At 46.3% G+C, this 22,788-nt stretch carries 22 protein-coding genes and 3 tRNA genes; 11 read left to right on the top strand and 14 right to left on the bottom strand.

Going from position 1 to position 22,788, the window contains the following annotated elements; genetic code table 11:
* Nucleotides 1–39: 39 nt before the first annotated feature.
* Nucleotides 40–1,062 (bottom strand): EF-P beta-lysylation protein EpmB, encoded by a 1,023-nt coding sequence (gene epmB / locus NDJ01_RS15425; protein ID WP_104974721.1) that lies wholly within the window; start codon nucleotides 1,060–1,062, stop codon nucleotides 40–42.
* Nucleotides 1,063–1,094: 32 nt separating this feature from the next.
* Between epmB and efp the strand changes: the two genes are divergently transcribed.
* Nucleotides 1,095–1,661, top strand: coding sequence for an elongation factor P (gene efp / locus NDJ01_RS15420; RefSeq protein WP_005395425.1), 567 nt, complete (start codon nucleotides 1,095–1,097; stop codon nucleotides 1,659–1,661).
* Nucleotides 1,662–1,926: 265 nt separating this feature from the next.
* Nucleotides 1,927–3,330 carry an SPFH domain-containing protein gene (locus tag NDJ01_RS15415; protein WP_005395423.1) on the top strand — a complete coding sequence of 468 codons (1,404 nt, stop codon included), beginning with the start codon at nucleotides 1,927–1,929 and terminating at the stop codon, nucleotides 3,328–3,330.
* Between the two features lie 103 nt (nucleotides 3,331–3,433).
* Here the strand turns inward: NDJ01_RS15415 and frdD are convergent, their stop codons facing one another.
* Genes frdD through frdA form a run of 4 tightly spaced genes read right to left on the bottom strand, consistent with a single transcriptional unit; the run spans nucleotide 3,434 to nucleotide 6,765 of the window.
* Nucleotides 3,434–3,811 carry a fumarate reductase subunit FrdD gene (gene frdD / locus NDJ01_RS15410; RefSeq protein WP_005395421.1) on the bottom strand — a complete coding sequence of 126 codons (378 nt, stop codon included), beginning with the start codon at nucleotides 3,809–3,811 and terminating at the stop codon, nucleotides 3,434–3,436.
* 10 nt (nucleotides 3,812–3,821) lie between these two features.
* Entirely contained in the window at nucleotides 3,822–4,205 is a 384-nt protein-coding gene (frdC, locus tag NDJ01_RS15405) for a fumarate reductase subunit FrdC (protein WP_012841328.1), read from the bottom strand.
* Between the two features lie 2 nt (nucleotides 4,206–4,207).
* Entirely contained in the window at nucleotides 4,208–4,966 is a 759-nt protein-coding gene (locus NDJ01_RS15400; protein WP_005381489.1) for a succinate dehydrogenase/fumarate reductase iron-sulfur subunit, read from the bottom strand.
* Nucleotides 4,966–6,765 carry a fumarate reductase (quinol) flavoprotein subunit gene (frdA, locus tag NDJ01_RS15395; RefSeq protein WP_047010259.1) on the bottom strand — a complete coding sequence of 600 codons (1,800 nt, stop codon included), beginning with the start codon at nucleotides 6,763–6,765 and terminating at the stop codon, nucleotides 4,966–4,968. Before frdA ends, NDJ01_RS15400 begins: the two co-directional genes overlap by 1 nt.
* A 435-nt stretch (nucleotides 6,766–7,200) precedes the next feature.
* Between frdA and epmA the strand changes: the two genes are divergently transcribed.
* The 4 genes from epmA to NDJ01_RS15375 all read left to right on the top strand — a co-directional run bounded on the left by epmA (nucleotide 7,201) and on the right by NDJ01_RS15375 (nucleotide 10,313).
* Nucleotides 7,201–8,172 carry an elongation factor P--(R)-beta-lysine ligase gene (gene epmA / locus NDJ01_RS15390; protein ID WP_054868158.1) on the top strand — a complete coding sequence of 324 codons (972 nt, stop codon included), beginning with the start codon at nucleotides 7,201–7,203 and terminating at the stop codon, nucleotides 8,170–8,172.
* 8 nt (nucleotides 8,173–8,180) lie between these two features.
* Complete coding sequence (locus NDJ01_RS15385) at nucleotides 8,181–8,555, top strand: VanZ family protein (RefSeq protein ID WP_005395414.1); 375 nt, start codon at nucleotides 8,181–8,183, stop codon at nucleotides 8,553–8,555.
* A gap of 21 nt (nucleotides 8,556–8,576) precedes the next feature.
* Nucleotides 8,577–9,212, top strand: a complete 636-nt coding sequence (locus NDJ01_RS15380; protein WP_005395413.1) for a TetR/AcrR family transcriptional regulator — start codon at nucleotides 8,577–8,579, stop codon at nucleotides 9,210–9,212.
* Between the two features lie 144 nt (nucleotides 9,213–9,356).
* Nucleotides 9,357–10,313, top strand: coding sequence for a DHH family phosphoesterase (locus NDJ01_RS15375; protein ID WP_258586940.1), 957 nt, complete (start codon nucleotides 9,357–9,359; stop codon nucleotides 10,311–10,313).
* Between the two features lie 73 nt (nucleotides 10,314–10,386).
* Here NDJ01_RS15375 and NDJ01_RS15370 read toward each other — a convergent pair whose 3' ends face one another.
* The 5 genes from NDJ01_RS15370 to NDJ01_RS15350 form a co-directional block, all read right to left on the bottom strand.
* A complete protein-coding gene (locus NDJ01_RS15370) occupies nucleotides 10,387–11,532 on the bottom strand; it encodes a murein hydrolase activator EnvC (protein WP_048626686.1) in 1,146 nt (381 codons plus the stop codon).
* Nucleotides 11,533–11,558: 26 nt separating this feature from the next.
* The gene (cysE, locus tag NDJ01_RS15365; protein WP_005395410.1) at nucleotides 11,559–12,380 is read right to left on the bottom strand and encodes a serine O-acetyltransferase; all 822 of its coding nucleotides are present in this window, start codon (nucleotides 12,378–12,380) and stop codon (nucleotides 11,559–11,561) included.
* A 78-nt stretch (nucleotides 12,381–12,458) separates the two neighbouring features.
* Complete coding sequence (gene gpsA / locus NDJ01_RS15360) at nucleotides 12,459–13,496, bottom strand: NAD(P)H-dependent glycerol-3-phosphate dehydrogenase (RefSeq protein ID WP_005496473.1); 1,038 nt, start codon at nucleotides 13,494–13,496, stop codon at nucleotides 12,459–12,461.
* A gap of 195 nt (nucleotides 13,497–13,691) precedes the next feature.
* Nucleotides 13,692–14,156, bottom strand: coding sequence for a protein-export chaperone SecB (gene secB, locus NDJ01_RS15355; RefSeq protein ID WP_005395400.1), 465 nt, complete (start codon nucleotides 14,154–14,156; stop codon nucleotides 13,692–13,694).
* Between the two features lie 247 nt (nucleotides 14,157–14,403).
* A complete protein-coding gene (locus tag NDJ01_RS15350; RefSeq protein WP_005395399.1) occupies nucleotides 14,404–14,838 on the bottom strand; it encodes a rhodanese-like domain-containing protein in 435 nt (144 codons plus the stop codon).
* A gap of 547 nt (nucleotides 14,839–15,385) precedes the next feature.
* Between NDJ01_RS15350 and gpmM the strand changes: the two genes are divergently transcribed.
* On the top strand, nucleotides 15,386–16,918 hold the full coding sequence (gpmM, locus tag NDJ01_RS15345) for a 2,3-bisphosphoglycerate-independent phosphoglycerate mutase (RefSeq protein WP_005395398.1): 1,533 nt from the start codon (nucleotides 15,386–15,388) through the stop codon (nucleotides 16,916–16,918).
* 82 nt (nucleotides 16,919–17,000) lie between these two features.
* Here gpmM and NDJ01_RS15340 read toward each other — a convergent pair whose 3' ends face one another.
* The 4 genes from NDJ01_RS15340 to rsgA form a co-directional block, all read right to left on the bottom strand.
* Nucleotides 17,001–17,888, bottom strand: a complete 888-nt coding sequence (locus tag NDJ01_RS15340; RefSeq protein ID WP_258586939.1) for a DMT family transporter — start codon at nucleotides 17,886–17,888, stop codon at nucleotides 17,001–17,003.
* A 132-nt stretch (nucleotides 17,889–18,020) separates the two neighbouring features.
* On the bottom strand, nucleotides 18,021–19,436 hold the full coding sequence (locus tag NDJ01_RS15335; RefSeq protein ID WP_012841332.1) for a DASS family sodium-coupled anion symporter: 1,416 nt from the start codon (nucleotides 19,434–19,436) through the stop codon (nucleotides 18,021–18,023).
* Nucleotides 19,437–19,603: 167 nt separating this feature from the next.
* Nucleotides 19,604–20,461: an archaetidylserine decarboxylase gene (gene asd, locus NDJ01_RS15330; protein ID WP_258586938.1), complete on the bottom strand. Its 858-nt coding sequence runs from the start codon at nucleotides 20,459–20,461 to the stop codon at nucleotides 19,604–19,606.
* 116 nt (nucleotides 20,462–20,577) lie between these two features.
* Entirely contained in the window at nucleotides 20,578–21,642 is a 1,065-nt protein-coding gene (rsgA, locus tag NDJ01_RS15325; protein WP_005395388.1) for a small ribosomal subunit biogenesis GTPase RsgA, read from the bottom strand.
* Nucleotides 21,643–21,769: 127 nt separating this feature from the next.
* Here rsgA and orn point away from each other — a divergent pair, with 127 nt between their 5' ends.
* From orn to NDJ01_RS15305, 4 genes are all read left to right on the top strand, one after another.
* Nucleotides 21,770–22,315, top strand: coding sequence for an oligoribonuclease (gene orn, locus NDJ01_RS15320; RefSeq protein ID WP_005395387.1), 546 nt, complete (start codon nucleotides 21,770–21,772; stop codon nucleotides 22,313–22,315).
* 156 nt (nucleotides 22,316–22,471) lie between these two features.
* A tRNA-Gly gene (locus tag NDJ01_RS15315) sits at nucleotides 22,472–22,547 on the top strand.
* Nucleotides 22,548–22,589: 42 nt separating this feature from the next.
* Nucleotides 22,590–22,666 (top strand) — tRNA-Met (locus NDJ01_RS15310).
* 30 nt (nucleotides 22,667–22,696) lie between these two features.
* Nucleotides 22,697–22,772: transfer RNA gene (locus NDJ01_RS15305), tRNA-Gly, on the top strand.
* The last annotated feature ends 16 nt before the right edge of the window (nucleotides 22,773–22,788 follow it).

The raw sequence follows: 22,788 nt of genomic DNA, 5'->3' as shown, positions 1-22,788 counted from the left end.
GGAACGGTCGTGACGACAAATTTAATTGAGCGTCAGGACCTATTCTAAATGCAAATCCAACGGCGTTTTACTTGGCCTGCCACCAATTTCTCGTGTGAGTTTTGGTACCAGATAACCCGATACACGTGTGATGAGTCCGCGCATAATAGCTTTTGCTTCTTCGTCTGAAATAAAGTAGTGCGCTGCGCCTTGCACTTTATCAAGAACGTGGAGGTAATAGGGCAAGATACCCACGTCAAATAAGGCCTCACTTAACGCCACTTGAGCTTCTACCGAATCATTCACGCCTTTCAGCAGAACGCCTTGGTTTAGAAGCGTAACGCCTGCTCTTTTGAGCTTGAACATCTGTTCAGCAAATTCGTCATTGATTTCGTTGGCATGGTTGATGTGAGTCACGAGGATGATTTGTAACCTTGATGCTTGCAGCAGTTGGCATAGTTCATCAGTGACGCGAGCTGGAATCACCACAGGTAAACGGCTATGAATACGCAGACGTTTGATGTGAGGTATGTGAGCAATGTGTTCCAAAAGCCAATGAATTTCATCGTCTTTTGCCATTAATGGGTCACCACCTGAGAAGATGACTTCGTTCAACTCTGGTTGCTGCGCCATGTACTCTAAGCACTTTGTCCATGCTTGTTTCCCGCTTTTATTTTCTTGATAAGGGAAGTGACGACGAAAACAGTAACGGCAATTTACCGCGCAGCCACCTTTGACAATCATTAGGGCGCGGTTGCGATACTTGTGTAGCAGACCAGGGACTTCATTATCCTGCTCTTCTAACGGATCGTTGGAATAGCCCGGATGTACTTCAAATTCGTCACTTAATGGTAAAACCTGACGTAAAAGAGGGTCTTTAGGGTTGCCTTTCTCCATCCTATCGACAAAACTTTGCGGTACACGCTGTGCAAACAGCTTGCGCGCGGCAAACCCGTCTTGCCACGGTGAAGGATCAATTTCCAGTATTTCGAGCAATTTTGCAGGATCAGAGATCCCATTCGCCAACTGTTTGAGCCAGTTTTGCTCAACAGATTCGACTTTTCGGGTTATTATGTGCGGCATTGAATTTAGCTCTAAGAATGTAAGAGGAAAAAATGGCTACAGTTAGCACCAATGAATTTAAAGGCGGTCTTAAGTTAATGCTTGATAACGAGCCTTGTGTAATTCTGGAAAACGAATACGTTAAACCAGGTAAAGGCCAAGCGTTCAACCGCGTTAAAATTCGTAAACTTCTTTCTGGTAAAGTGCTAGAGAAAACATTCAAGTCTGGTGACACTTGTGAAGTGGCAGACGTAATGGATATCGACCTAGATTATCTATATTCAGACGGCGAATTCTACCACTTTATGAACAGTGAAACGTTTGAACAGATCGCAGCGGACGCAAAAGCAGTAGGTGACAACGCTAAGTGGTTGGTAGAAAACAACACTTGTATGATCACTCTTTGGAACGGTAACCCAATTACTGTTACTCCACCAAACTTCGTTGAGCTAGAAGTGGTAGACACAGATCCAGGCCTGAAAGGTGATACTCAAGGTACTGGTGGTAAACCAGCTACGCTATCAACTGGCGCTGTTGTTCGTGTTCCTCTGTTCATCTCAATTGGTGAAGTGATTCGCGTTGATACTCGTACGGCTGAATACGTAGGCCGTGTGAAGTAAGTACTTTAGATTGATTGTTTGAAAGGTCGCTTCGGCGGCCTTTTTTATTGCCTGTAATTCTCTCTTGAATGTTCCTGCATAGAAAATCGATATCCTCCGCAAATTTTCGATGATTTTGTATTATTCGTAAAAATCTTATTTATTTCATGAATCTGTCGATTATTCCTTAATGTAACATTTTGATACATTAGTTCTTGTTGTTGAGTTGCATAGCAATCTGATTTTTATCGATTTAACTCAGTAACAATCCAAAAAGGAGAACAAAATGGAAAGCAGAGGCTTAGGAAGGGGTTTAAAGGTGGAAGAAAGACGTCAGTTACTACACAAAGGATTGAAAGCTGCGGTGTTTGGCGTACCGCTGTTGGCAATAGGCTTAACGATTAATAGCTCTGTGCTGATGACCGATGCAGGTTACAGCTACGTGCATCAGAACAATATCACTGGTGAGTTGGATGTGTTTACTGAACCTGGCATTCATTTTCGTATGCCATTTCTGTCCAAAATCACCAAGTATGACCAAGTGATCACTGTGTCATTCGGTAACAGCAAGGGCGAAGATTTTTATCAACGTCTTGATGCGATTCAGGTTCGATTTGCCGACACCTACATTGGTCAGATCCCCGTAACATTCCGCTTCAAGCTCAGTAATGACCCTGAAGCGGTGAAGAAGATGCACAAAGAGTTCCGCAACAATAGTAACTTGATTGATGCGTTGCTTGTAAAGAACGCACGTAACGTGACGGTGATTACTGCTACCCAATACACGGGTGAAGAGTTTTTCCAAGGTGGTTTGAACCAGTTCAAATCGAAACTTGGCGATCAGTTGCGAGAGGGGATTTATCTAACAGAGCGACGTCAGGTTGAAGTGGAAGAGTTGGATCTTGCGCCTGTTGGGGCGAATCAGGCCAATGCGAACCAACTACAGCGCACCAATCAACTGGTTTGGAAAACGGTGCCAGTTGTAGATAAAACCGGGCAACCAATTCGTCAAGACAACCCGTTACAACAATACGGTATTCAAGTGACGCAGGTGACCATTGGTGATCCACAGCCAGAAAAGCAGTTAGATCAGCTATTGGCGGATAAAAAGCGTTTAGTGGCGGATCGTATTCGCGCGATTCAGGAACAAGAAACGTCGAAAGCACAGGCGGAGACCGAGCAGTTACGCAAAGAGATTCAACGAACACGTGAAGTGCAAGACGCTCAGCGTGGTAAAGAACTCGCTATTATTGCTCAGCAAAAAGAAGTGGAAGTTGCACGTCAGATTGCAGAGCGTGAAATCGTTGAAGTGGAAAAAACCAAACGACTTGCTGAAGTCGAGAAGGAGAAAGAGCTAGCTATCGCAGAGGCTAACTTAGCCATTCAAAAGGCGAACGCACTTTCTGCTGAGTTTGAAGCGAAAGCGATATTAGCGAAAGGTCGTGCAGAATCTGAGGTCCTAAAAGCGAAGTACTCGGCGTTAGGGGCAAACCGTGAAGTTTATTTGGCAGAGTTGAATCGAGACGTAGCGAACTCGTTGTACAACAACTTGCAAAACTTCCAAGTTCAGATGCCACAAAACTACATTGGTGGTAGCGAAGAAACGGGCTTGAAAACAAACCTAGATGTGATTACTGGCTTTGGTGCCCTGGGTCTTATGGACCAAACGAAGAAGGTCATACAGCAATAAGATCATGGGTGGTCAAAAGCTTAAAAAGCAAAAAGATCATGGGTAACCCAAAGCAATAAAAAAAGCTGGCATAGAGCCAGCTTTTTCTTTTTTAGTCAGTATCTTAAATCATGAAGATAAAGATAACGGCTAGTGCAGTAATGAGGCCTGCAAATGCATAGCATGCAATTTTACCTATCACACCAGTGTGGAATTTAAGGTCGTGCATGCCGTGGTGTACACGGTGCATCGCATGCCACATTGGTAGAGCTAGGGTGCCAATGATGAATAGCGCACCGATGATACTGGTTGCGAATTCGGAGACACGCTCGTAGCTCATCGCTTCTGCATCAATCACGCCTAGTGGGACCAAGATACCTAGCACCAATACCGTGATTGGCGTGATCATCGCGAACCAAGTACCGCCAGCACCAAATAGACCCCACCAGATTGGCTCATCAGAACGTTTTGGTGATGTGTTTACACTATAATTCGGTTTCATGCTCAGCTCCTTACACCACGATGAGAACGATCAGTGAGATGAACGCAACCGCGGCCCACTGAGTCAATACGATGATTTTCTTGTCCACCAGTTTGCCTTTCAAACGAATTGGCATTACTTGCGGCATCATGCTGAAGAAAGTTTGAGCGTGGAATAGGCTACCTAGTAGTGCAACGATGTTGATTGCGACTACGATTGGGTTTGCCATAAAATCCAACCAACCTTGCCATGCTTCAGGGCCTTTCACCAAGCAACCTAAACCGAAAGTTAGGAACAGAGTGAATAGGACCAAAGGCAGCACAGTCGCTTCACGTAGCATGTAGAAGCGGTAGAAAGGATGGTTCTTCCACCAAGTGCGTTTTACTTCACGAACGTAAGGTTTACGATTGCTCATCCTTATGCCTCCACTTTCTTTGGTGAACCATCAGGTTTCAACATAGCAATCACGAAGTCCATAGAAGACTCCACTTTGCCTTGGTTTACTGCCGCTGCTGGGTCAACGTTCTTCGGACAAACTTCAGAACAGTAACCAACAAACGTACAACCCCAAGCACCGTTTTCACCGTTGATAAGCTTCATGCGCTCATCTTTACCGTTGTCACGGCTGTCTAGGTTGTAGCGGTGCGCTAGCGTTAGTGCCGCAGGACCGATGAATTCAGGGTTTAGACCAAACTGAGGACACGCCGCGTAGCATAGACCGCAGTTGATACAACCAGCGAACTGCTTGTATTTCGCCATTTGCTCTGGCGTTTGCAAGTTCGTACCGTCTTCTGGTTTACGGTCGTTACCAATGATGTACGGTTTGATTGCTTCAAGACGTTCGATGAACGGCGTCATATCAACAATCAAGTCTTTCTCGATTGGGAAGTTCGCTAGAGGCTCGATAGTCACACCGTCTGGGTAATCACGTAGGAAGCTCTTACAAGCAAGTTTCGGTACGTTGTTCACCATGATGCCGCAAGAACCACAGATCGCCATACGGCAAGACCAACGGTAAGACAGATCTTTGTCTAGGTGATCTTTAATGTAGCCCAGTGCGTCAAGCACAGACATGGTTTCATCGAATGGCACTTCGAATGTTTGCTTGTATGGTTCTGCATCTTTTTCTGGGTCATAACGCAGAATGTCTACTTTTTGAATGCGATTTGCTGACATTATGCTTGCTCCTCTGCGTTCTTCTCTTCAGCTGCGGCTTTTTCTGCTGCTTCACCGTATAGACGAGCTTTTGGTTGTGACTTAGTGATAGTCACATTGCTGTAATCGATACTTGGCGCTGAATCTGGTTTGTAGAAAGCAAGTGAGTGTTTTAGGAAGTTCACGTCATCACGTTCTGTACAACCGTCGTCCAGACGTTGGTGCGCGCCGCGAGACTCTTTACGTAGAATCGCAGAGTGAACCATCGCTTCTGCGACTTCTAGGCCGTAACCCACTTCAATTGCGTACAGAAGATCAGTGTTAAACACCTTGCCTTTGTCTTTAATGCTGATGCGTTTGTAGCGTTCTTTTAGTTCGGTGATCTTGTTAATGGTTTCTTGCATCAAATCTTCTTGACGGTAGATACCACAACCCGCTTCCATGGTATGACCCATTTCAGTACGGATGTTTGCCCAGTTCTCATCACCTTCTTGGTTCATCAGTTTGGCGATACGCTCTTCAACTGCTTTCACTTGAGCATCGATTGCAGACTCGTTCCAACCTTTGAATTCTTCAGCGCGTTTCACTGCGTTTTCACCCGCTACGCGACCAAATACCACGAACTCAGCCAGTGAGTTAGAACCTAGACGGTTTGCACCGTGAAGACCAACAGACGCACATTCACCAACCGCGAATAGACCTTTAATGCGAGTTTCACAGCCGCCGTTTGTCTCGATACCACCCATGGTGTAGTGAACCGTTGGACGAATTGGAATTGGCTCTTTTGCAGGGTCTACGTTCACGTAAGCTTTTGCTAGCTCACAGATGAATGGTAGACGCTCTTGTAGGTACTCTTCACCTAGGTGGCGAAGATCAAGGTGTACCACATCACCAAGAGGGTGTTTGATGGTGTTGCCTTTCTGTTGTTCGTGCCAGAAAGCTTGAGAAACCTTGTCACGAGGACCCAGTTCCATGTATTTGTTCTTCGGTTGGCCAACTGGAGTTTCAGGGCCCATGCCGTAATCTTGTAGGTAACGGTAGCCGTTCTTGTTAACGATGATACCGCCTTCACCACGACAACCTTCCGTCATCAGGATACCTGTGCCAGGAAGACCGGTTGGATGGTATTGAACGAATTCCATATCACGTAGAGGAACGCCGTGACGGTAAGCCATTGCCATACCATCGCCCGTTACGATACCGCCGTTGGTGTTACAGTGGTAAACTCGGCCCGCGCCACCTGTTGCTAGAACAACAGATTTTGCTTTGATAGTAACAAGCTCGCCTTCAGACATGTGAATAGCAATCAAACCTTGAACTTCGCCTTCATCAACAAGCAGATCCACCACAAAGTATTCATCAAAGCGTTTGATGTTGCTGTACTTCATGGATGTCTGGAATAGCGTATGAAGCATGTGGAAGCCAGTTTTATCTGCAGCGAACCAAGTACGTTCAACCTTCATACCACCAAAGCGGCGTACGTTGACTTCACCGTTCTCTTTACGACTCCATGGGCAACCCCATTGCTCCATTTGGATCATTTCGCGAGTCGCGTTCTCTACAAAGTATTCAACAACGTCCTGTTCACATAGCCAGTCACCACCGCCAACAGTGTCGTTGAAGTGGTTGTCTAAGCTATCTTCATCCTTGATAACTGCTGCTGAGCCACCCTCTGCAGCGACCGTGTGGGAGCGCATTGGATAAACTTTAGAAATCAGAGCGACTTCTAAGTCTGGGTTTGCTTCAGCCGCTGCAATAGCAGTACGAAGACCAGCGCCGCCTGCGCCGATGACTGCGATATCTGTGGTGATAATTTGCACAGTTATCCTCCAGTGTGTGATTGCGGAAATCCGCTTGTTATTGTCATTACGAGGCGCTCTTTAAAAAGAACTCCCCAAAAGTAGTAGGGTTAGTGTAGATGAGCCACATGGCAGAAAAATTGATGTAATTGGGTTTTTGCTTCGGTAATGCACTTAAGGGCATAGAATTTATAGGTTATGTGACTGCTATCACGGCATCGAGGTTTTGGCCCTCAAGCATTAACATTAGGGATGTTAAACCTGTGTTGCGTGACATTAACCGCATGGATAATAGGATTTTAACTGAGTGTTTTTTGTGCTGCGGCACGAGTAATACTTGCCTCAAATAGGCGAGCACGTTAGTAAAAAGAAGAAGGGATATTCCTCTCTTCTTGAAGAGTAAAAAGCATGTAGAATGAGACTTTCCTCGCTGAATTAAAGTTTGAGAGACTTGTTATGCAAACCAACTGGCAACCTACTGCTTCCATTGACCAACTTCGTCAACGTGCGACGTTAATCGCGTCGATTCGCCAATTCTTCGCTGATCGACAGGTGATGGAAGTCGACACGCCAGCCATGAGTCACGCAACCGTGACCGACATTCATTTGCATACTTTCCAAACCGAGTTTGTTGGCCCGGGTTACGCCGATGGTAGCAAGCTGTTCTTTATGACCAGCCCTGAATTCCACATGAAGCGCCTGCTGGCGGCTGGCAGCGGTTGTATTTATCAAATCAACAAAGCATTTCGTAACGAAGAAAATGGTCGTTACCACAATCCAGAATTCACGATGTTGGAGTGGTATCGCGTTGGCTTTGACCATCATAAATTGATGGATGAAATGGATGATCTGTTGCAACTGGTATTGAAGTGTGGCGCAGCGCAGCGCATGACGTATCAACAAGCCTTCATTGATGTGTTGGGTGTGTGCCCACTAGAAGGCTCGATGACGGAGCTGAAAACAGCGGCAAGCAAGCTGGGTTTGAGTGACATTGCAGAGCCTGAAGAAGATCGCGATACGTTACTGCAATTGCTATTTAGCGTGGGAGTCGAACACAAAATTGGTCAGGATGTGCCTGCTTTCGTGTACGACTTCCCGGCATCACAGGCGGCGCTTGCGAAAATCAATCCTCAAGACCATCGTGTTGCGGATCGCTTTGAGGTGTATTTTAAGGGAATTGAGCTGGCAAATGGGTTCCATGAACTCGATAACCCGAAAGAGCAACTGGCGCGTTTTGAACAAGATAACGCGAAGCGTCTCGACATGGGTTTAAAACCGCAGCCAATCGACTATCATTTGATCTCCGCATTGGAGGCAGGGTTGCCAGATTGTGCGGGTGTTGCGTTAGGCATCGATCGTTTGATCATGCTAGCGCTCGGCTGTGACCACATTGATCAAGTGACGGCTTTTCCATTCCCAATCGCATAGGATATTCAATGAACTTGGCTGCTGCACGTTTGGTCATTCTCAGCTACGCAATACTGATCGCTTACTTATCGTTGAGCTCGGGAGAGTTGCAAGATTGGGGCAACATTGCGTATCTTGATAAAATGCAGCACGCCATGGCGTACAGCGGATTTGCGTTTTTAGGTTGCTTTTGCGTGTGGCGTTGGCGTCAACGTTGGGCGGTGGCGATTGGTATCTTATTATTTAGTGCTGCCATCGAATGGCTACAAGGGTATGTCGGAAGACAAACTTCTTGGTTAGACCTTGTCGCCAACTCAACGGGTATTCTAACTGGTCTGTTATGTTACCGTATTTGGAGCCTCTATCGACCTAGGTTGGTGAAGTCGCTATACTCGATTCGTTAATGAAGAGGGAACACGATAACAATGAAAACGCGCGACAAAATCGTCTACGCGGCACTGGAGTTGTTCAACCAACATGGTGAACGCAACATCACCACCAATCACATTGCCGATCACATCGAAATTAGCCCAGGTAATCTGTATTACCACTTCCGTAATAAGCAAGAAATCGTTCGTGAGATCTTTGCGCTTTATTCAGCAGAACTTTTAGAAAGATTTACCCCTATTCAAGGCTCACAAGAAAGCCTGACTATGCTGAAGAGCTACCTAGACTCCATCTTTACGCTAATGTGGAAATACCGCTTTTTCTACGCGAATCTACCTGAGATCTTGTCACGAGATGAGCAGTTACATGAGCAGTACATCGATGTGCAAGAAAAGCTGCAAGCGAACCTCATTGCGATCATGCAAGAGTTTGTATCGCTAAAGCTGCTTAATGTTGATCAACAGCAGTTGAAGTCACTGGTGTGTACGTTGCATTTGATTGCGTGTAGCTGGTTGGCATATCAATCTGCAATGGCTTCGAAAACCAGCATCACTGAGCAAATGGTGAAGCAAGGGATGTTGCAGATGCTTAATGTCGTTAAGCCATTAGCAACTGAGCAGGGGTTAGAGCAGCTACTGTTACTGGAAGATGCAGTCAGCAATCTACACAGTTAAACGTCAAACTGCTTAATATTTCGAGAGTCACTCTCATTTTCGAGTCGTGGCTCGAGTTGACTTGTCAAATATGCCACGCACAATAGTCCTCATACCGTTCAGCCCTCTCTGGGATATGACTCTCGATAAAGGAACTATCGCTCCATGAATTACGACATTTTTAATGGCGATGCTGATGGCATCATTGCGCTTCTACAATTACGCTTGGCTGATCCTATCGAGGCTCAGTTAATTACTGGTGTAAAGCGCGATATCAAGCTGGTGGAAAAAGTAGACGTGCAAGCGGGTGATGAGCTAACGGTGTTAGACATTTCGATGGAAAAGAACATGGTAGGCCTAGAGCAAGCATTGGCTCAAGGCGCGCACGTGTTTTACGCCGATCACCATAAGGCGGGTGATATTCCTCAGCATGGCAACTTGGATGCGCACATCGATCTCGATGCCAACATGTGTACGGCGTTGATTGTCGATCAATTGCTAAATGGACGTTTTCACATATGGGCGATTACGGCGGCTTATGGCGATAACATGATCGCGAAAGCAGATGAATTGGCTGACAAGGTCGGATTGTCACACGATCAGAAAGCGCAGCTTAAAGAGCTTGGCACTTTGATTAATTACAACGGTTACGGTTCGAAAGTGGATGACTTACATTTCCATCCTGCGGGTTTGTACCAAGCCTTGCTGAAGTACACGTCGCCATTTGATGTAATTGAAGATAAAACTTCGCCTTACTACCAACTGCAGTCTGCTTACCTACAAGATATGGATGCCGCTCTGGCAGTGCCTGCCACGCATGAGAGCGGTAAGCTAAAGCTGTTCGAGCTACCAAACACGGCCGCATCACGTCGAATCAGCGGTGTGTATGGCAACTGGCTGGCAAATCAAAACCCAGATTCTGCTCATGCAGTACTCACCGAAAATGCAGATGGCACTTACACGGTCTCTCTACGTGCCCCGTTGAACAACAAACAAGGCGCCGTTGCCGTGTGTGGACAGTTTCCAACTGGTGGCGGCCGAGAAGCGGCGGCAGGCATCAACACATTAAGCAAAGATGATGTAAGTGCTTTTATTGATGCGGTAGAAACGTACTACGCATAGCATTTGCCAAAATATGAATACAAAAAAGGAGCCGAGTGGCTCCTTTTTTATTATAAGTCGATGAGTCAGATAATCAGCGCTTCAACCAAGATTTCGGGTTTTGCGCTTCACTGTTGCGGCGAATTTCGAAGTAGAGTGATGCACGATCTTGCCCGCCAGTATCACCCGCAAGAGCGATCACTTCGCCAGCGGTCACGCGATCGCCTTCTTTTTTCGTCAACGCTTGGTTGTAGCCGTAGAGCGTCATGTCACCTTTGCCGTGGTCAAGCAATACCACTAAGCCATAACCGCGTAAATACTCCGCAAATACGACAGTACCAGGATAAACGGCTTTCACTTGTTGACCATAATTGGCCGCAAGCACCATGCCCTTCCAGTTTACTTGCCCGGTTTGGCGAGTACCGAAGTTGTGTAATACACGACCTTTGAGTGGCCATGGCAGTTTACCGCGCTGTTTGCCCAGTCCGTCCATTGGCACGGCATTACGCTTAGCCGCTTTGGCGATCTCGGCTTTTAGGCGTGTTTCGTTGCGCTGCAGTTCAGCAAGGTAGCGTTTATCGTTCTTGATACTGCTCTGAATTTTATTCAGGGTTTGCTTACGTTTGGATTGTGTACTTGCCAGCGCCGTACGTTTCTCAGATTGCTGTTTGAGTAACGTCTCGATTTGCTCTTTTTCTAGCTCAAGCTGGTTTTTGTTGTGTGCCAATTCTTGAGTGGTTTTGGTGATTGCATCAATCACTTCCGCACGCGCTTTGGCTAAGTGCTGGAAGTATTGACTCATGCGGTCTTCTTCCACACCTTGATTCAACAAGTGCCCATTGGCTTTTGCTCGTTCAGTCACGTAATACGTTTGCAGCAACTGTTTGAGCTCTTCCTCTTGCTCTTGGCGCTGCGCTTCTTGCAAGGCAATTTTCTCTTCTAGCTTGTCTATGTTTTTGTCTGCTTGTGCCAGCTCAGATTTGGTTTGTCTTATTTCGCGCTCAAGTTTAGAAATGCCAAGTTCTTGCTCTTTGAGCGATTTTTGTAGCTCATTGAGTTGCTTTTCTTGGGAAGAGAGAGATTTGCGTTGACGGCTTATCTCACTTGATACGCCTTTGAGCTCTTGTTGACTAGCGGCAGAAGAGGCGAGGGGATATGTGGCAGATAAAGCACAAGTTAATAAAATAGCCGAGCGTAGAACAGGGTGATTTTGTTTTCGCACTTGAGATTTACCTACCACGTTGTTGTCAAAAGGTTTGTTGACGATTAAATACCATCTCCATGGATAAAGCTTTGTGATTTACCATTAAAGCCTTGATCCATATCGAGAGAAGGTTTGTCCGTTTTTGGACGACCGACGATTTTTGCAGGAACCCCCGCCACAGTTGTGTGTGGTGGTACTGCTTGCAATACCACAGAGCAAGAGCCGATTTTCGCGCCTTCGCCCACTTCGATATTGCCAAGAATTTTTGCACCTGCACCAATCATCACACCTTCACGGATTTTCGGGTGACGATCGCCGCACTCTTTACCCGTACCGCCTAAGGTAACGTCTTGTAGAATTGAGACGTCATTATCGATAACCGCAGTTTCACCGATGACGATCCCCGTTGCGTGGTCGAGCATGATGCCGCTACCAATGCGTGCTGCCGGGTGAATGTCTACCTGACACGCAACCGAAATTTGGTTTTGCAGGTAGGTGGCCAGTGCATGGCGCCCTTGTTTCCATAGCCAGTTTGCCACGCGGTAGCCTTGCAGAGCGTGGTAGCCCTTTAAGTACAGCAGCGGCATAGAGTACATCGAAACTGCAGGGTCGCGATTAACCGTGGCACAAATGTCACAAGCGGCACAATCGGTAATGGTTGGGTCGGCAGAGAACGCTTCTTCTACCACTTCACGTACTGCCATTGCTGGCATCGATGCCGTGTTTAACTTGTTTGCCAAAATGTAGCTGAGCGCGGCACAGAAACTTTCATGCTTGATGATGGTGGCATGGTAAAAGCTGGCCAGCATTGGCTCTTGCTCTGACATTTCGCGGGCTTCTGAGACAATTCTGTTCCAGACTTTTTGTTTTTCGCAGTGTTTCATTCTCAATATCCTGAGTGGTTCTTCCGTGACCCGACAACTTCTATTCTTCTCAGATGAGGTGCGAAGGGGCGTAGAGTGCTACTTTCCTTCGGCTTTTTTGTCACGAGCAAGTAAATCTTGCGCTGCCAGGCGTGCATCCTTCCCTTGATACAATACTTGATAAATTTGATCAACAATTGGCATCTCAACACCCATGCGTTGAGAGAGCATCCATACTTCTTTCGTGTTGCGGTAGCCTTCTACGACTTGGCCAATTTCTTCTTGTGCCGTGTCGACGTCTTTACCTTGACCTAGCGCTAAACCAAAGCGGCGGTTACGTGACTGGTTGTCGGTACACGTAAGAACTAAGTCACCTAAACCAGCCATACCCATGAAGGTTTCTGGTTTGGCACCAAGTGCAGCGCCAAGGCGGCTCATTTCAGCCAAGCCACGGGTAATCAACGCAGTACGTGCGTTTGCACCAAAACCGATGCCGTCTGACATACCTGCGCCAATTGCGATAACGTTTTTCACTGCACCGCCAAGTTGCATGCCGATGAAGTCGTTGTTCGCGTACACGCGGAAGGTTTTGCTACAGTGGATTTTCTCTTGCAGATCCGCCACAAATTCCGCATCTGGAGAGGCAACGGAAATCGCAGTTGGTAGACCCATCGCGAGCTCTTTGGCGAACGTTGGGCCAGACAATACAGCCAGTGAGTAGTTTTCACCGATAATGTCATAAGCGACGTCTTTCAGCAGACGACCCGTTTCTGGCTCAAGACCTTTGGTTGCCCAGCAGATACGAGAGTCTTCACGTAAGAAAGGCTTACAGCTGTTCAGTACGATGCCAAAAACATGGCTTGGAACCACAACCAATAAATCTCGGCTTGCTTGTACGGCTTTTTCTAAATCCGATTCAATGATCAAGCTTTCAGGGAAATCAACACCAGGTAAGAAAGCGTGGTTCGCGCGATCCGCTTCTAAACGTGCCATGTGCTCAGGCTCGTGTCCCCAAAGGACTACGTTCGCGCCGTTACGAGCGAGTGAGATCGCCAGAGAGGTACCGTATGAACCTGCGCCAATCACCGTCATTGCGATGTCTTTACCGTAAGCATTGTTTGTATTTGCTTGTGTCATGCTACCGCCTAATTGTCTTTCTACTAGTAGAATCTAGTTCCTAATCGTCAAATTTTACGCCTTCTGGCGATTAGGAACTAGGAACTTTTGTCAGAAATAAAAAATGCACATTGCATCGGATGGTAGACGCTCTGTGCATTTTATTAGAGTCGGTGACGTCAGCACTCAGGCTATTCGTCACTTACAAAACGTGAATTACGCTTCAGCTTCGCCTTGTTGAGCTTGCTGTTGTAGGTAGTTCATGAATAGCGCGTCGAAGTTAACTGGCGCTAGGTTCAGTTGAGGGAACGTACCTTTAACCACTAGGCTTGATATAGTTTCACGAGCGTATGGGAATAGGATGTTCGGGCAGAATGCGCCTAGGCAATGTGCAAGTTGGCCTGCTTCCATTTGCTCAGCAGTGAAGATACCACCTTGTTGAACTTCACATAGGAACGCTGTCTCTTCTTCGTTCTTCACAGTAACGGTTAGACGTAGAACCACTTCGTAAACGCCTTCACCAAGCTCACGGCTTTGAGTGTCTAGGTCTAGTTTAACGTCTGGGTTCCATTCTTTTTGGAAGATTACTGGAGAGTTTGGCGCTTCGAAAGAAACGTCTTTTAGGAAGATGCGTTGAATTGCGAAGTTTTGTTGTGCTTCTTGAGGTGCTGCTTCAGCCATTTTTTAATCCTTAAATAAATATTTGTAGAGCCTAGAAACGTCTAAGCTCAGAAAACTGGTATGTCCCGAGACTAACTGAGCCAATCTACCTTGACTAGATGAAGCGTGTATTACGTGCAAAGCGTCACAACTTAATGCTTCAACTGCTTTCAATTTGCTCAGTTTATTATCCACGAAGCTTGGCAAAAACACGCTTGAATGCGTACCTTGTCTTTTGCCTCTGCCACGTTATCGAAGCTGCCGGGTATTACTTTTTACCACGTACTAAAGGCAGGTTCGCTTCGTTCCATGCAATCAAGCCGTTCTTCAGTAGGCTTACTTTTTCAAAGCCTGCTTTTACTAATAGGTTCGCGCTTTCTTGAGCGTTTTGCCCTGTCTTGCATACCACAATGATTGGGTCTGATTTGTGGTTTTCAAGGCTACCAAAGTTACCCGCTTTGATATCTGACGGTAAAATGTGAAGTGAGTCGGTGATATGACCTTTTTTGAACTCGTCCTTTGTGCGGATATCCACTACAACGCCGTTTTCACGGTTCATAAGATGAGTCAGTTGGTTTACGTTGATTTCTTTGTATGCGGCCGTCGCTGACTTCACGATGTTCATGATAAAGGCGACAAGAAGACCTACCCAAACCAAAGATAGAATCATGTTCTGTTGGAAAAATTCAATGTACTCTTGCATGTCTTGAGCTCTTACGCTGTTGGCGGAAAAATAAAGCAGGAGTATAGCGGGGTTAAGCCTCTTAGGCGAGAGGGTTAAAATTTTCTAACGAATAATTGAGATCTCTATAAACCCTTTATGTTATTGCCATCCGTGCCTTGGACTATGGTAGCTTGATTGTTTTTGCCTATTGGATTTATCGACTTAAGTGACTTTTGTTTTACCGAAAAAAGCGAACAATAGGAACTAACCAATCTTGTTCGATCATGCGTTAAATAAGCGCTGTTTCAGGTGCAAAAACAAGAATCAGAAGCGTAAGAAAACCGAACCTAGACTGGGGTGTACAAAGCGTATTAGGAATGACTATGCTTGTGGAACACGTTTGTCGGCACTGACTCGTTGTTCGCTTAACTTGTAAGATAGCAACAATAAATCGCAAACATTATTTGATCTTAACCTACAGTTTTGGTTAAAAAGTGTAGTAAAATTACGCTAGTTTTGTTTCAAGGTTAGATAGGGCAGCGAGGCCCTACGCCAAAAGTTACTTAAATTTGATGAGGTCATCACTATGTCAGCTAAGAAGCCACTGGCTCTAGTTATCCTTGACGGTTACGGTTACCGTGAAGACACAGCAAGTAACGCAATTGCGAATGCGAAAACACCAGTAATGGATGCTCTGATTGCGAATAACCCACACACTCTAATCTCTGCTTCAGGCATGGATGTTGGCCTTCCTGATGGTCAAATGGGTAACTCAGAAGTTGGTCACACTAACATTGGCGCAGGTCGCGTTGTATACCAAGATCTAACTCGTATCACTAAATCGATCGCTGACGGTGAGTTCGCTGAAACACCAGCGCTTGTTGAAGCAGTTGATGCTGCTGTTAAAGCAGAGAAAGCGGTACACATCATGGGTCTGATGTCTCCAGGTGGCGTACACTCTCATGAAGACCATATCTACGCAGCGGTTGAAATGGCAGCGGCTCGTGGCGCTGAGAAAATCTACCTACACTGTTTCCTAGACGGTCGTGACACGCCACCACGTAGTGCTGAAAACTCGCTACAACGTTTCCAAGATCTATTCGCGAAACTAGGTAAAGGTCGTGTTGCTTCTCTAGTAGGTCGCTACTACGCTATGGACCGTGACAACAACTGGGATCGCGTTCAAGTGGCTTACGATCTTCTGACTCAAGCGAAAGCTGAGTTTACAGCAGAAACCGCCGTTGCTGGTCTAGAAGCCGCTTACGCTCGTGAAGAGAACGATGAGTTCGTGAAAGCGACAGCAATTAAAGCGGAAGGCGAAGAAGACGCAATCATGCAAGACGGTGATGCGGTTATCTTCATGAACTACCGTGCTGACCGTGCTCGTCAAATCACTCGCGCATTCGTGCCTGACTTTGATGGTTTTGAGCGTGCGGTATTCCCGGCAGTTAACTTCGTTATGTTGACTCAATACGCGGCAGATATCCCTCTAGCAATCGCATTCCCACCAGCGTCTCTAGAAAACACGTACGGTGAGTGGCTGTCTAAGCAAGGTCAAACTCAGCTACGTATCTCTGAAACAGAGAAATACGCACACGTGACTTTCTTCTTCAACGGCGGTGTTGAAAACGAATTTGAAGGCGAAGAGCGCCAGCTTGTTGCTTCTCCAAAAGTAGCCACTTACGACCTTCAGCCAGAAATGAGCTCCCCTGAGCTTACAGAGAAACTGGTTGCGGCGATCAAGTCTGGTAAGTTCGACACTATCATCTGTAACTACCCGAACGCAGATATGGTTGGTCACACTGGCGTTTACGAAGCAGCTGAGAAAGCAATCGAAGCGCTAGATGAAAGTGTTGGCAAAGTAGTTGAAGCAATCAAAGAAGTTGGCGGTCAGCTACTGATCACTGCGGACCACGGTAACGCAGAAATGATGGTTGACCCAGAAACGGGTGGTACTCACACAGCGCACACTAACCTACCGGTTCCTCTTATTTACGTAGGTGATAAAGCGGTTGAGTTCAAAGAAGGCGGCAAACTGTCTGACCTTGCACCAACCATGCTTTCTCTAGCAGGTCTAGAAATCCCAGCAGAAATGACGGGTGAAGTGCTAGTTAAATAATTAACTAACTGCTCAGAATGACAAAAGCCCGAGTTTAAACTCGGGCTTTTTTGTATCTGGCAACAAGGGCTGGTCTGTAAGGTTATTGAACCAAAATGCCAGCACCAATCACAGCTAGGGCTGCGCCCAACCATGCAAATCGGTTTGGTCGGCGTTTAGTGTAAATCCAGAGTAGCGGTAGCAACATAATTGGCGTGGTTGAAGATAGCAGTGCAACCATACCTACATTTCCTTCTTGCAGTGCGTATAAGATCAGCGTCATGCCGACGGCCATCGCCAAGAAACCGTTAAGCGCAGTAATACCAAATACTCGCCAAGTAATGTGTTGTGTCGAGCGAGCGACTTTGACCCCTAGAACTAACAACATGCTGTGGGCGAAAAATGCACTGATCATTCGAATAGCAGAAGCCGCAACGGGGTCAATGCTGGTTTGCATTACTGGCTTGGCGATGATGCCGCCCAATGCTTGGCACATTGCTGCGGTTAAGCCAAGTCCAATGCCCACCCAGATGTTACCTTTAATTTCTTCCAAGACGTTATTCACTTGGCCTCTTCGACCAAAGAATATCGCCATCACTACGCCGCTAAATACCAAGGATGCGCCCAGTAGTTCTATTGTGGTCATGACTTCGCTAAATAAGAAGTAGCCCAAAATGGCAGAGAATACCGCATGGCAGGAAAATAGTAGTCCGGCTTGTCTTGGTCCCATACGATTCAAGCACGCAAACAGAGCGGTATCACCGATGAAAATTCCAATCAGACCCGACGCCATCATTGGCGTTACATGTTCCCCAGAAACCGTTAACCAGCCGCCAGTTATCCAGGCCATTGTTGATAAGATTACGGCCGTACAGCCCATGCGCCAGCGGCTGTAAGAAAAAGCGCCTAGGTGTTGTGCAGGAATGACAGAAATAAGGCTAGAAACTGCCCACAGAAAAGCGGCACATAAAGCAAGCCATTCGTAACCCATGATGTGTCGACGTCCTTGTAGATTTGAGGAGTCTTAATATGCACGAAATTTAATGGATGTAAAAGCTGCTCTGTGAGGGTAATAGCTGGCGAACAGCTCCATGACAACAAGCTCTGTCACGGAGCTTATCGATTAAAACAGCACCAGAACTGCGCCATACACGATAAATAGACCAATCAAACCAAGAATCAGCCCCACTTTCGCCATGTCTTTGCTCTCGATTAGGCCTGTTGAATAAGCCAAAGAGTTTGGTGGCGTGGAAACCGGTAAGATCATGCCAAGTGATGCGGAGAATGCGACGACAACCAGTAAACCTTGTAGGCCACCAACCGCAATAAGGCTTGGCATGGATGTACCAATAGCGGCAGCAATAGGCATTAATAAGTTTGCCGTTGCGGTATTAGACATAAAGTTCGCCATTAACCAACATACGACCGATAGGGCAAAGACAACGGCAAATGGTGATAGTAAGCTGTAATCAATGGCGTGTGCTAATGCTTCGGCTAAGCCTGTTTTGTCTAAGGCAATACCAATTGCGATACCACCGGCAACCAGCCATAAAACATCCCAGTTAATCAGCTTGAGTTCTTCTTTGCCCATAATGCCCGTTAAGGTGAAGACCGCAAGCGGGATAATCGCAACAACATACGTGTTCATGCCGTGCACTTTTGTCGTCATCCAAAGCACAATGGTTAGTGCAAAAGTGATGTAGACGACGATCGCGCGCCAGCTCTTTTTGAACGTACCATCCAGCTTTAGTTTCATTTCTGGTTCGCTGGACGGAAACAGCTTCTGCAACAAAAACCAAGCAACAGTGAGTTGTATCAGCACAAATGGTAGGCCCATTGTCATCCAAGATAAGAAGTCTATGGCGTTTTCTCCGGTGAGGTATTGGAGCGCTATTGCGTTAGGTGGCGTACCTATCGGAGTTGCAATGCCGCCAGTATTCGCGGCAATTGGAATGCACAGCACCAGCGCTTTAATCCCTAAATCCCCTTTAGGTGCAGAAGCGACGATTGGACCAAGCAGCGCCAACATCATGACCGTCGTGGCAGTGTTGGACATGAACATTGAAAAAACGGCGGTAATGAGCATCAAACCCAGCATGATGAACTTAGGTTGTGTGCCGAATGGTTTTAGTAGCACTCGGGCGAGATTGTTGTCGAGTTCGTATTTGGAAGCCGCGATGGCGAGGGCAAACCCACCCATAAAAAGAATAATGATCGGTGAAGAGAAAGCAGAGAAAATATCGGTGTAAGCAATTAACTCTCCTAAATCATGCCCCGCTGGTGGATTGCGAAATAGATGCAAACCTTTATCCGATATCATGATCAGTTCAAGAGCGATAATAAGAATGGACGTAGCAAAAACGGGGACCGGCTCAAGAACCCAAAGTAGGGCAGCAAGCAGAAAAATAGCCAACAGGCGATGCTGAATTAAAGTAAGATCATCAATAGGAATAGCATCAATCGGCATCATCAAAACACCGAGCGGAATTAAAAAGCACACCAGCAATTTCGCCAGCGTGTTTACACTCATCTTTGGCATTGGCTGCCCCTCTAAATATTCATCCTAAGTGCAGGATAATTGATTGTGGAATGAAGGTCTTAGAGGCAGGTATGAGTTTGAGAAATAGAGGCTAAATTTTGAACGGAATTTTGCTTTTTATCAATAAAAAGAGCCCTTGAAAAAGGGCTCTTTTAACGGGATTTTGCTTATTTTTTCAAGGCGTAAGGTGTGCCCATTACGGTTGGCTTACCGTTTTCCATGCTTGCGTCAAACTCAATCGCGTCTTTGGCAAACAGGTTAATAACAGTAGAACCCAGTTTGAAGCGGCCCATCTCTTCGCCTTTTTTCAAGATCACGGCCTTGTCACCCTCAGCTGGGTAATCCCATTTGTAGACAGTATTGCCACGAGGCGGAGTGATCGTGCCAGCCCACACTTGCTCAATGCTGCCAACAATTGTCGCACCAACAAGCACTTGTGCCATTGGACCAAACTCAGTGTCAAAGATACACACCACACGCTCGTTACGTGCGAATAGATTTGGAACGTTTTCTGCCGTAAGTGGGTTTACCGAGAACAGGTCACCAGGCACGTAAATCATTTGGCGCAGTGTGCCGTCACACGGCATGTGTACACGATGGTAATCGCGCGGAGACAGGTACAGCGTGGCAAAAGATCCATCTTTAAATTCGTTTGCTAAATTCGCGTCACCGCCCAGCAGTTCTTGCGCTGAGAAGTGATGACCTTTTGCTTGGATAAGTTGACCATCTTCAATAGGGCCAAATTGGCTAACACAAGCGTCGGCTGGGTGAGTGATGACGTTTTCGCCTTCAGAAATTGGGCGTGCGCCCTCTTTTAGCTCACGAATGAAAAACTCGTTGAACGTTTTAAAATGCTTAGGATCTGAGTGCTTCGCCTCATCCATGTTCACATTGTATTGTTTGATAAACCAACGAATAACTGCTGTTGTTAGACCGCCAGCTTTTGCTGAAGCCAGTTTACCCATTAGGCGAGTGAGGCCGTGTTGTGGGATCCAGTACTGCAGTCCAACTTTAAACTTGTCCATCTTTAATTCCGATACTTCTGTTAGATTCGCGCTTTAGGGCGCGTGATGTTACTGAAATTTAATTTGCTTGTCAGTATTAGGTGAAGACTTTTTACACAGTTACAGTCTTAACTTAATTACAGATCGGCTTTCTTATTGCGTGAATACTGACGGTTTGCTTTGTTTTCAACCATGCTTTCCAAAATGCGATGGTAGTTTTCAAAGCGAGTTTCGTTGATTTCCCCTTTCTCAACAGCTTCACGTAGAAGGCAGCCAGGGTCGTCATTGTGCTTACAATCTCTGAACTTACAACCGCCTAAGTATGGTCGGAATTCAACGAATGCTTTCGTTACTTCTTCTGCTTCCAAATGCCAAAGCCCAAATTCACGCACTCCAGGCGAGTCGATCAAGTCGCCACCCGTCGGAATATGATACAAGCGCGCTGCTGTCGTGGTGTGTTGGCCTAAGCCAGAGTTCTCGGAAACTTCGCCTTCTTCCACTTCGCTCTCTAGTTCCGGCATTAACGCGTTGACTAAGCTGGATTTCCCTACGCCTGATTGACCAACAAAGATATTAATTCGGTCACGCAGCAGAGTTTCTAGTTCAGCAATGCCTTCTCCAGACTTCTTGCTTACCAGAAGCACTTTATAGCCAATGCGTTCATATTCTTTGAGCCATTCTTCATACATTGCACGATCATCGGCTTCTAGAAGATCGACTTTGTTTAAGACCAGCAATGGTGCGATATTCAGTGTTTCTGATGCTACGAGGTAACGGTCAATAATATTCAGTGATAGCTCGGGCAGTACCGAGGAGACAATGACCATTTGATCAATATTGGCAGCTACGGGCTTTAGGCCATCGTAGTAATCTGGACGAGTGAGCACTGAAGAACGAGGTTCTACCGCTTCAACAACGCCAGAAATGCCAGCCATAGACTCCAAGCCTTCGCGCCATAAAACTCGATCGCCAGATACTAAAGATTCGATACCACGGCGAAGGTTACAGCGTTGAATCTCGCCTGTTTCAAGGTCTTCAATATCCGCGTGCTGGCCAAAACGAGTGATCACGAGACCTTGTTTGCTTGCGCCTAGCATGTTTTCATCCCACTGGATGGACTCTTCTTGCTTTTTTAAACGCTTTTGTTGGTTGCTGCGTACGCGTCGCACTTGACCTTTGGTTAACTTTTTCTTCTTTGCCACAATTCTGTACTTTATGTGAATTTACTCAAATGGTTGAGCCGTGATCTTGGCTCTGAGTGAGTATCGTGTTTCCCGTATTTTGAGGTATAGTACCTCTTTTATCGATAAACAAATAGGCGGCGTAACCATGTCCTTTAGCGATCAAAACCTAATTTGGGTTGATTTAGAGATGACAGGGCTTGATCCTGAAACGCACAAAATCATTGAAATTGCTTCTATTGTCACGGATAGCGAGCTAAATATTTTGGCTGAAGGTCCAGTATTAGCGATTCATCAGCCGGAAGAAGAGCTAGCGAAAATGGACGATTGGTGCACCAATACGCATACGGCAAGCGGCTTGGTGGAACGCGTTCGCAACAGTAAAATCTCAGAACAAGATGCGGTCGCACAAACCATTGAATTCTTAGAAAAATGGGTGCCGAAAGGGGCGTCGCCAATATGTGGTAACAGCATTGGGCAGGATCGTCGCTTCTTGTACAAACACATGCCGGAATTAGAAGAGTTCTTTCATTACCGATATGTTGACGTCAGCACTCTTAAAGAATTGGCGCGTCGTTGGCAACCTGAAGTATTAAATGGGTTCACAAAACAGGGAACACATTTGGCCTTGGACGACATTCGCGAGTCGATTGCAGAACTTAAGTACTATCGTGGTACTATTTTCAAGATTTAACTGTTAAGGTTGCGATCCAAATTGTTGTAATTTATATCGCTTTTGATTGCTTTTTCATCGTTCAGTAAAAAAATAAAGTTTTTTTGAAGGAAGGACTTGCATCACAAAAAAATGCTCTTATAATTCGCAGCCCTAAACAGCGGAAACGTTGTTGATGCGACACTAGCTCAGTTGGTAGAGCGCAACCTTGCCAAGGTTGAGGTCACGAGTTCGAACCTCGTGTGTCGCTCCAGTTTTATAGTTCTCACGGTACTTAACGGTGACACAATACGGACGCGGGGTGGAGCAGCTTGGTAGCTCGTCGGGCTCATAACCCGAAGGTCGTCGGTTCAAATCCGGCCCCCGCAACCAAATTCTATCAATAGCGACTGCTGTTGATATGCGACACTAGCTCAGTTGGTAGAGCGCAACCTTGCCAAGGTTGAGGTCACGAGTTCGAACCTCGTGTGTCGCTCCAGTTTTATAGTTCTCAC

Origin of the sequence: Vibrio sp. HS-50-1 (assembly GCF_024747315.1) — a bacterium.
GTDB classification, from domain to species: Bacteria; Pseudomonadota; Gammaproteobacteria; order Enterobacterales; family Vibrionaceae; genus Vibrio; species Vibrio diabolicus.
The sequence above is the reverse complement of the archived record's forward strand: the minus strand, read 5'-3'. Positions and strand labels throughout refer to the sequence as shown.

Coding starts and splice junctions, on each gene's coding strand:
- epmB (WP_104974721.1), bottom strand. CDS start 1,062: ATGCCGCACATAATAACCCGAAAAGTCGAATCTGTTGAGCAAAACTGG.
- efp (WP_005395425.1), top strand. CDS start 1,095: ATGGCTACAGTTAGCACCAATGAATTTAAAGGCGGTCTTAAGTTAATG.
- NDJ01_RS15415 (WP_005395423.1), top strand. CDS start 1,927: ATGGAAAGCAGAGGCTTAGGAAGGGGTTTAAAGGTGGAAGAAAGACGT.
- frdD (WP_005395421.1), bottom strand. CDS start 3,811: ATGAAACCGAATTATAGTGTAAACACATCACCAAAACGTTCTGATGAG.
- frdC (WP_012841328.1), bottom strand. CDS start 4,205: ATGAGCAATCGTAAACCTTACGTTCGTGAAGTAAAACGCACTTGGTGG.
- NDJ01_RS15400 (WP_005381489.1), bottom strand. CDS start 4,966: ATGTCAGCAAATCGCATTCAAAAAGTAGACATTCTGCGTTATGACCCA.
- epmA (WP_054868158.1), top strand. CDS start 7,201: ATGCAAACCAACTGGCAACCTACTGCTTCCATTGACCAACTTCGTCAA.
- NDJ01_RS15385 (WP_005395414.1), top strand. CDS start 8,181: ATGAACTTGGCTGCTGCACGTTTGGTCATTCTCAGCTACGCAATACTG.
- NDJ01_RS15380 (WP_005395413.1), top strand. CDS start 8,577: ATGAAAACGCGCGACAAAATCGTCTACGCGGCACTGGAGTTGTTCAAC.
- NDJ01_RS15375 (WP_258586940.1), top strand. CDS start 9,357: ATGAATTACGACATTTTTAATGGCGATGCTGATGGCATCATTGCGCTT.
- cysE (WP_005395410.1), bottom strand. CDS start 12,380: ATGAAACACTGCGAAAAACAAAAAGTCTGGAACAGAATTGTCTCAGAA.
- gpsA (WP_005496473.1), bottom strand. CDS start 13,496: ATGACACAAGCAAATACAAACAATGCTTACGGTAAAGACATCGCAATG.
- secB (WP_005395400.1), bottom strand. CDS start 14,156: ATGGCTGAAGCAGCACCTCAAGAAGCACAACAAAACTTCGCAATTCAA.
- NDJ01_RS15350 (WP_005395399.1), bottom strand. CDS start 14,838: ATGCAAGAGTACATTGAATTTTTCCAACAGAACATGATTCTATCTTTG.
- gpmM (WP_005395398.1), top strand. CDS start 15,386: ATGTCAGCTAAGAAGCCACTGGCTCTAGTTATCCTTGACGGTTACGGT.
- NDJ01_RS15340 (WP_258586939.1), bottom strand. CDS start 17,888: ATGGGTTACGAATGGCTTGCTTTATGTGCCGCTTTTCTGTGGGCAGTT.
- NDJ01_RS15335 (WP_012841332.1), bottom strand. CDS start 19,436: ATGCCAAAGATGAGTGTAAACACGCTGGCGAAATTGCTGGTGTGCTTT.
- asd (WP_258586938.1), bottom strand. CDS start 20,461: ATGGACAAGTTTAAAGTTGGACTGCAGTACTGGATCCCACAACACGGC.
- orn (WP_005395387.1), top strand. CDS start 21,770: ATGTCCTTTAGCGATCAAAACCTAATTTGGGTTGATTTAGAGATGACA.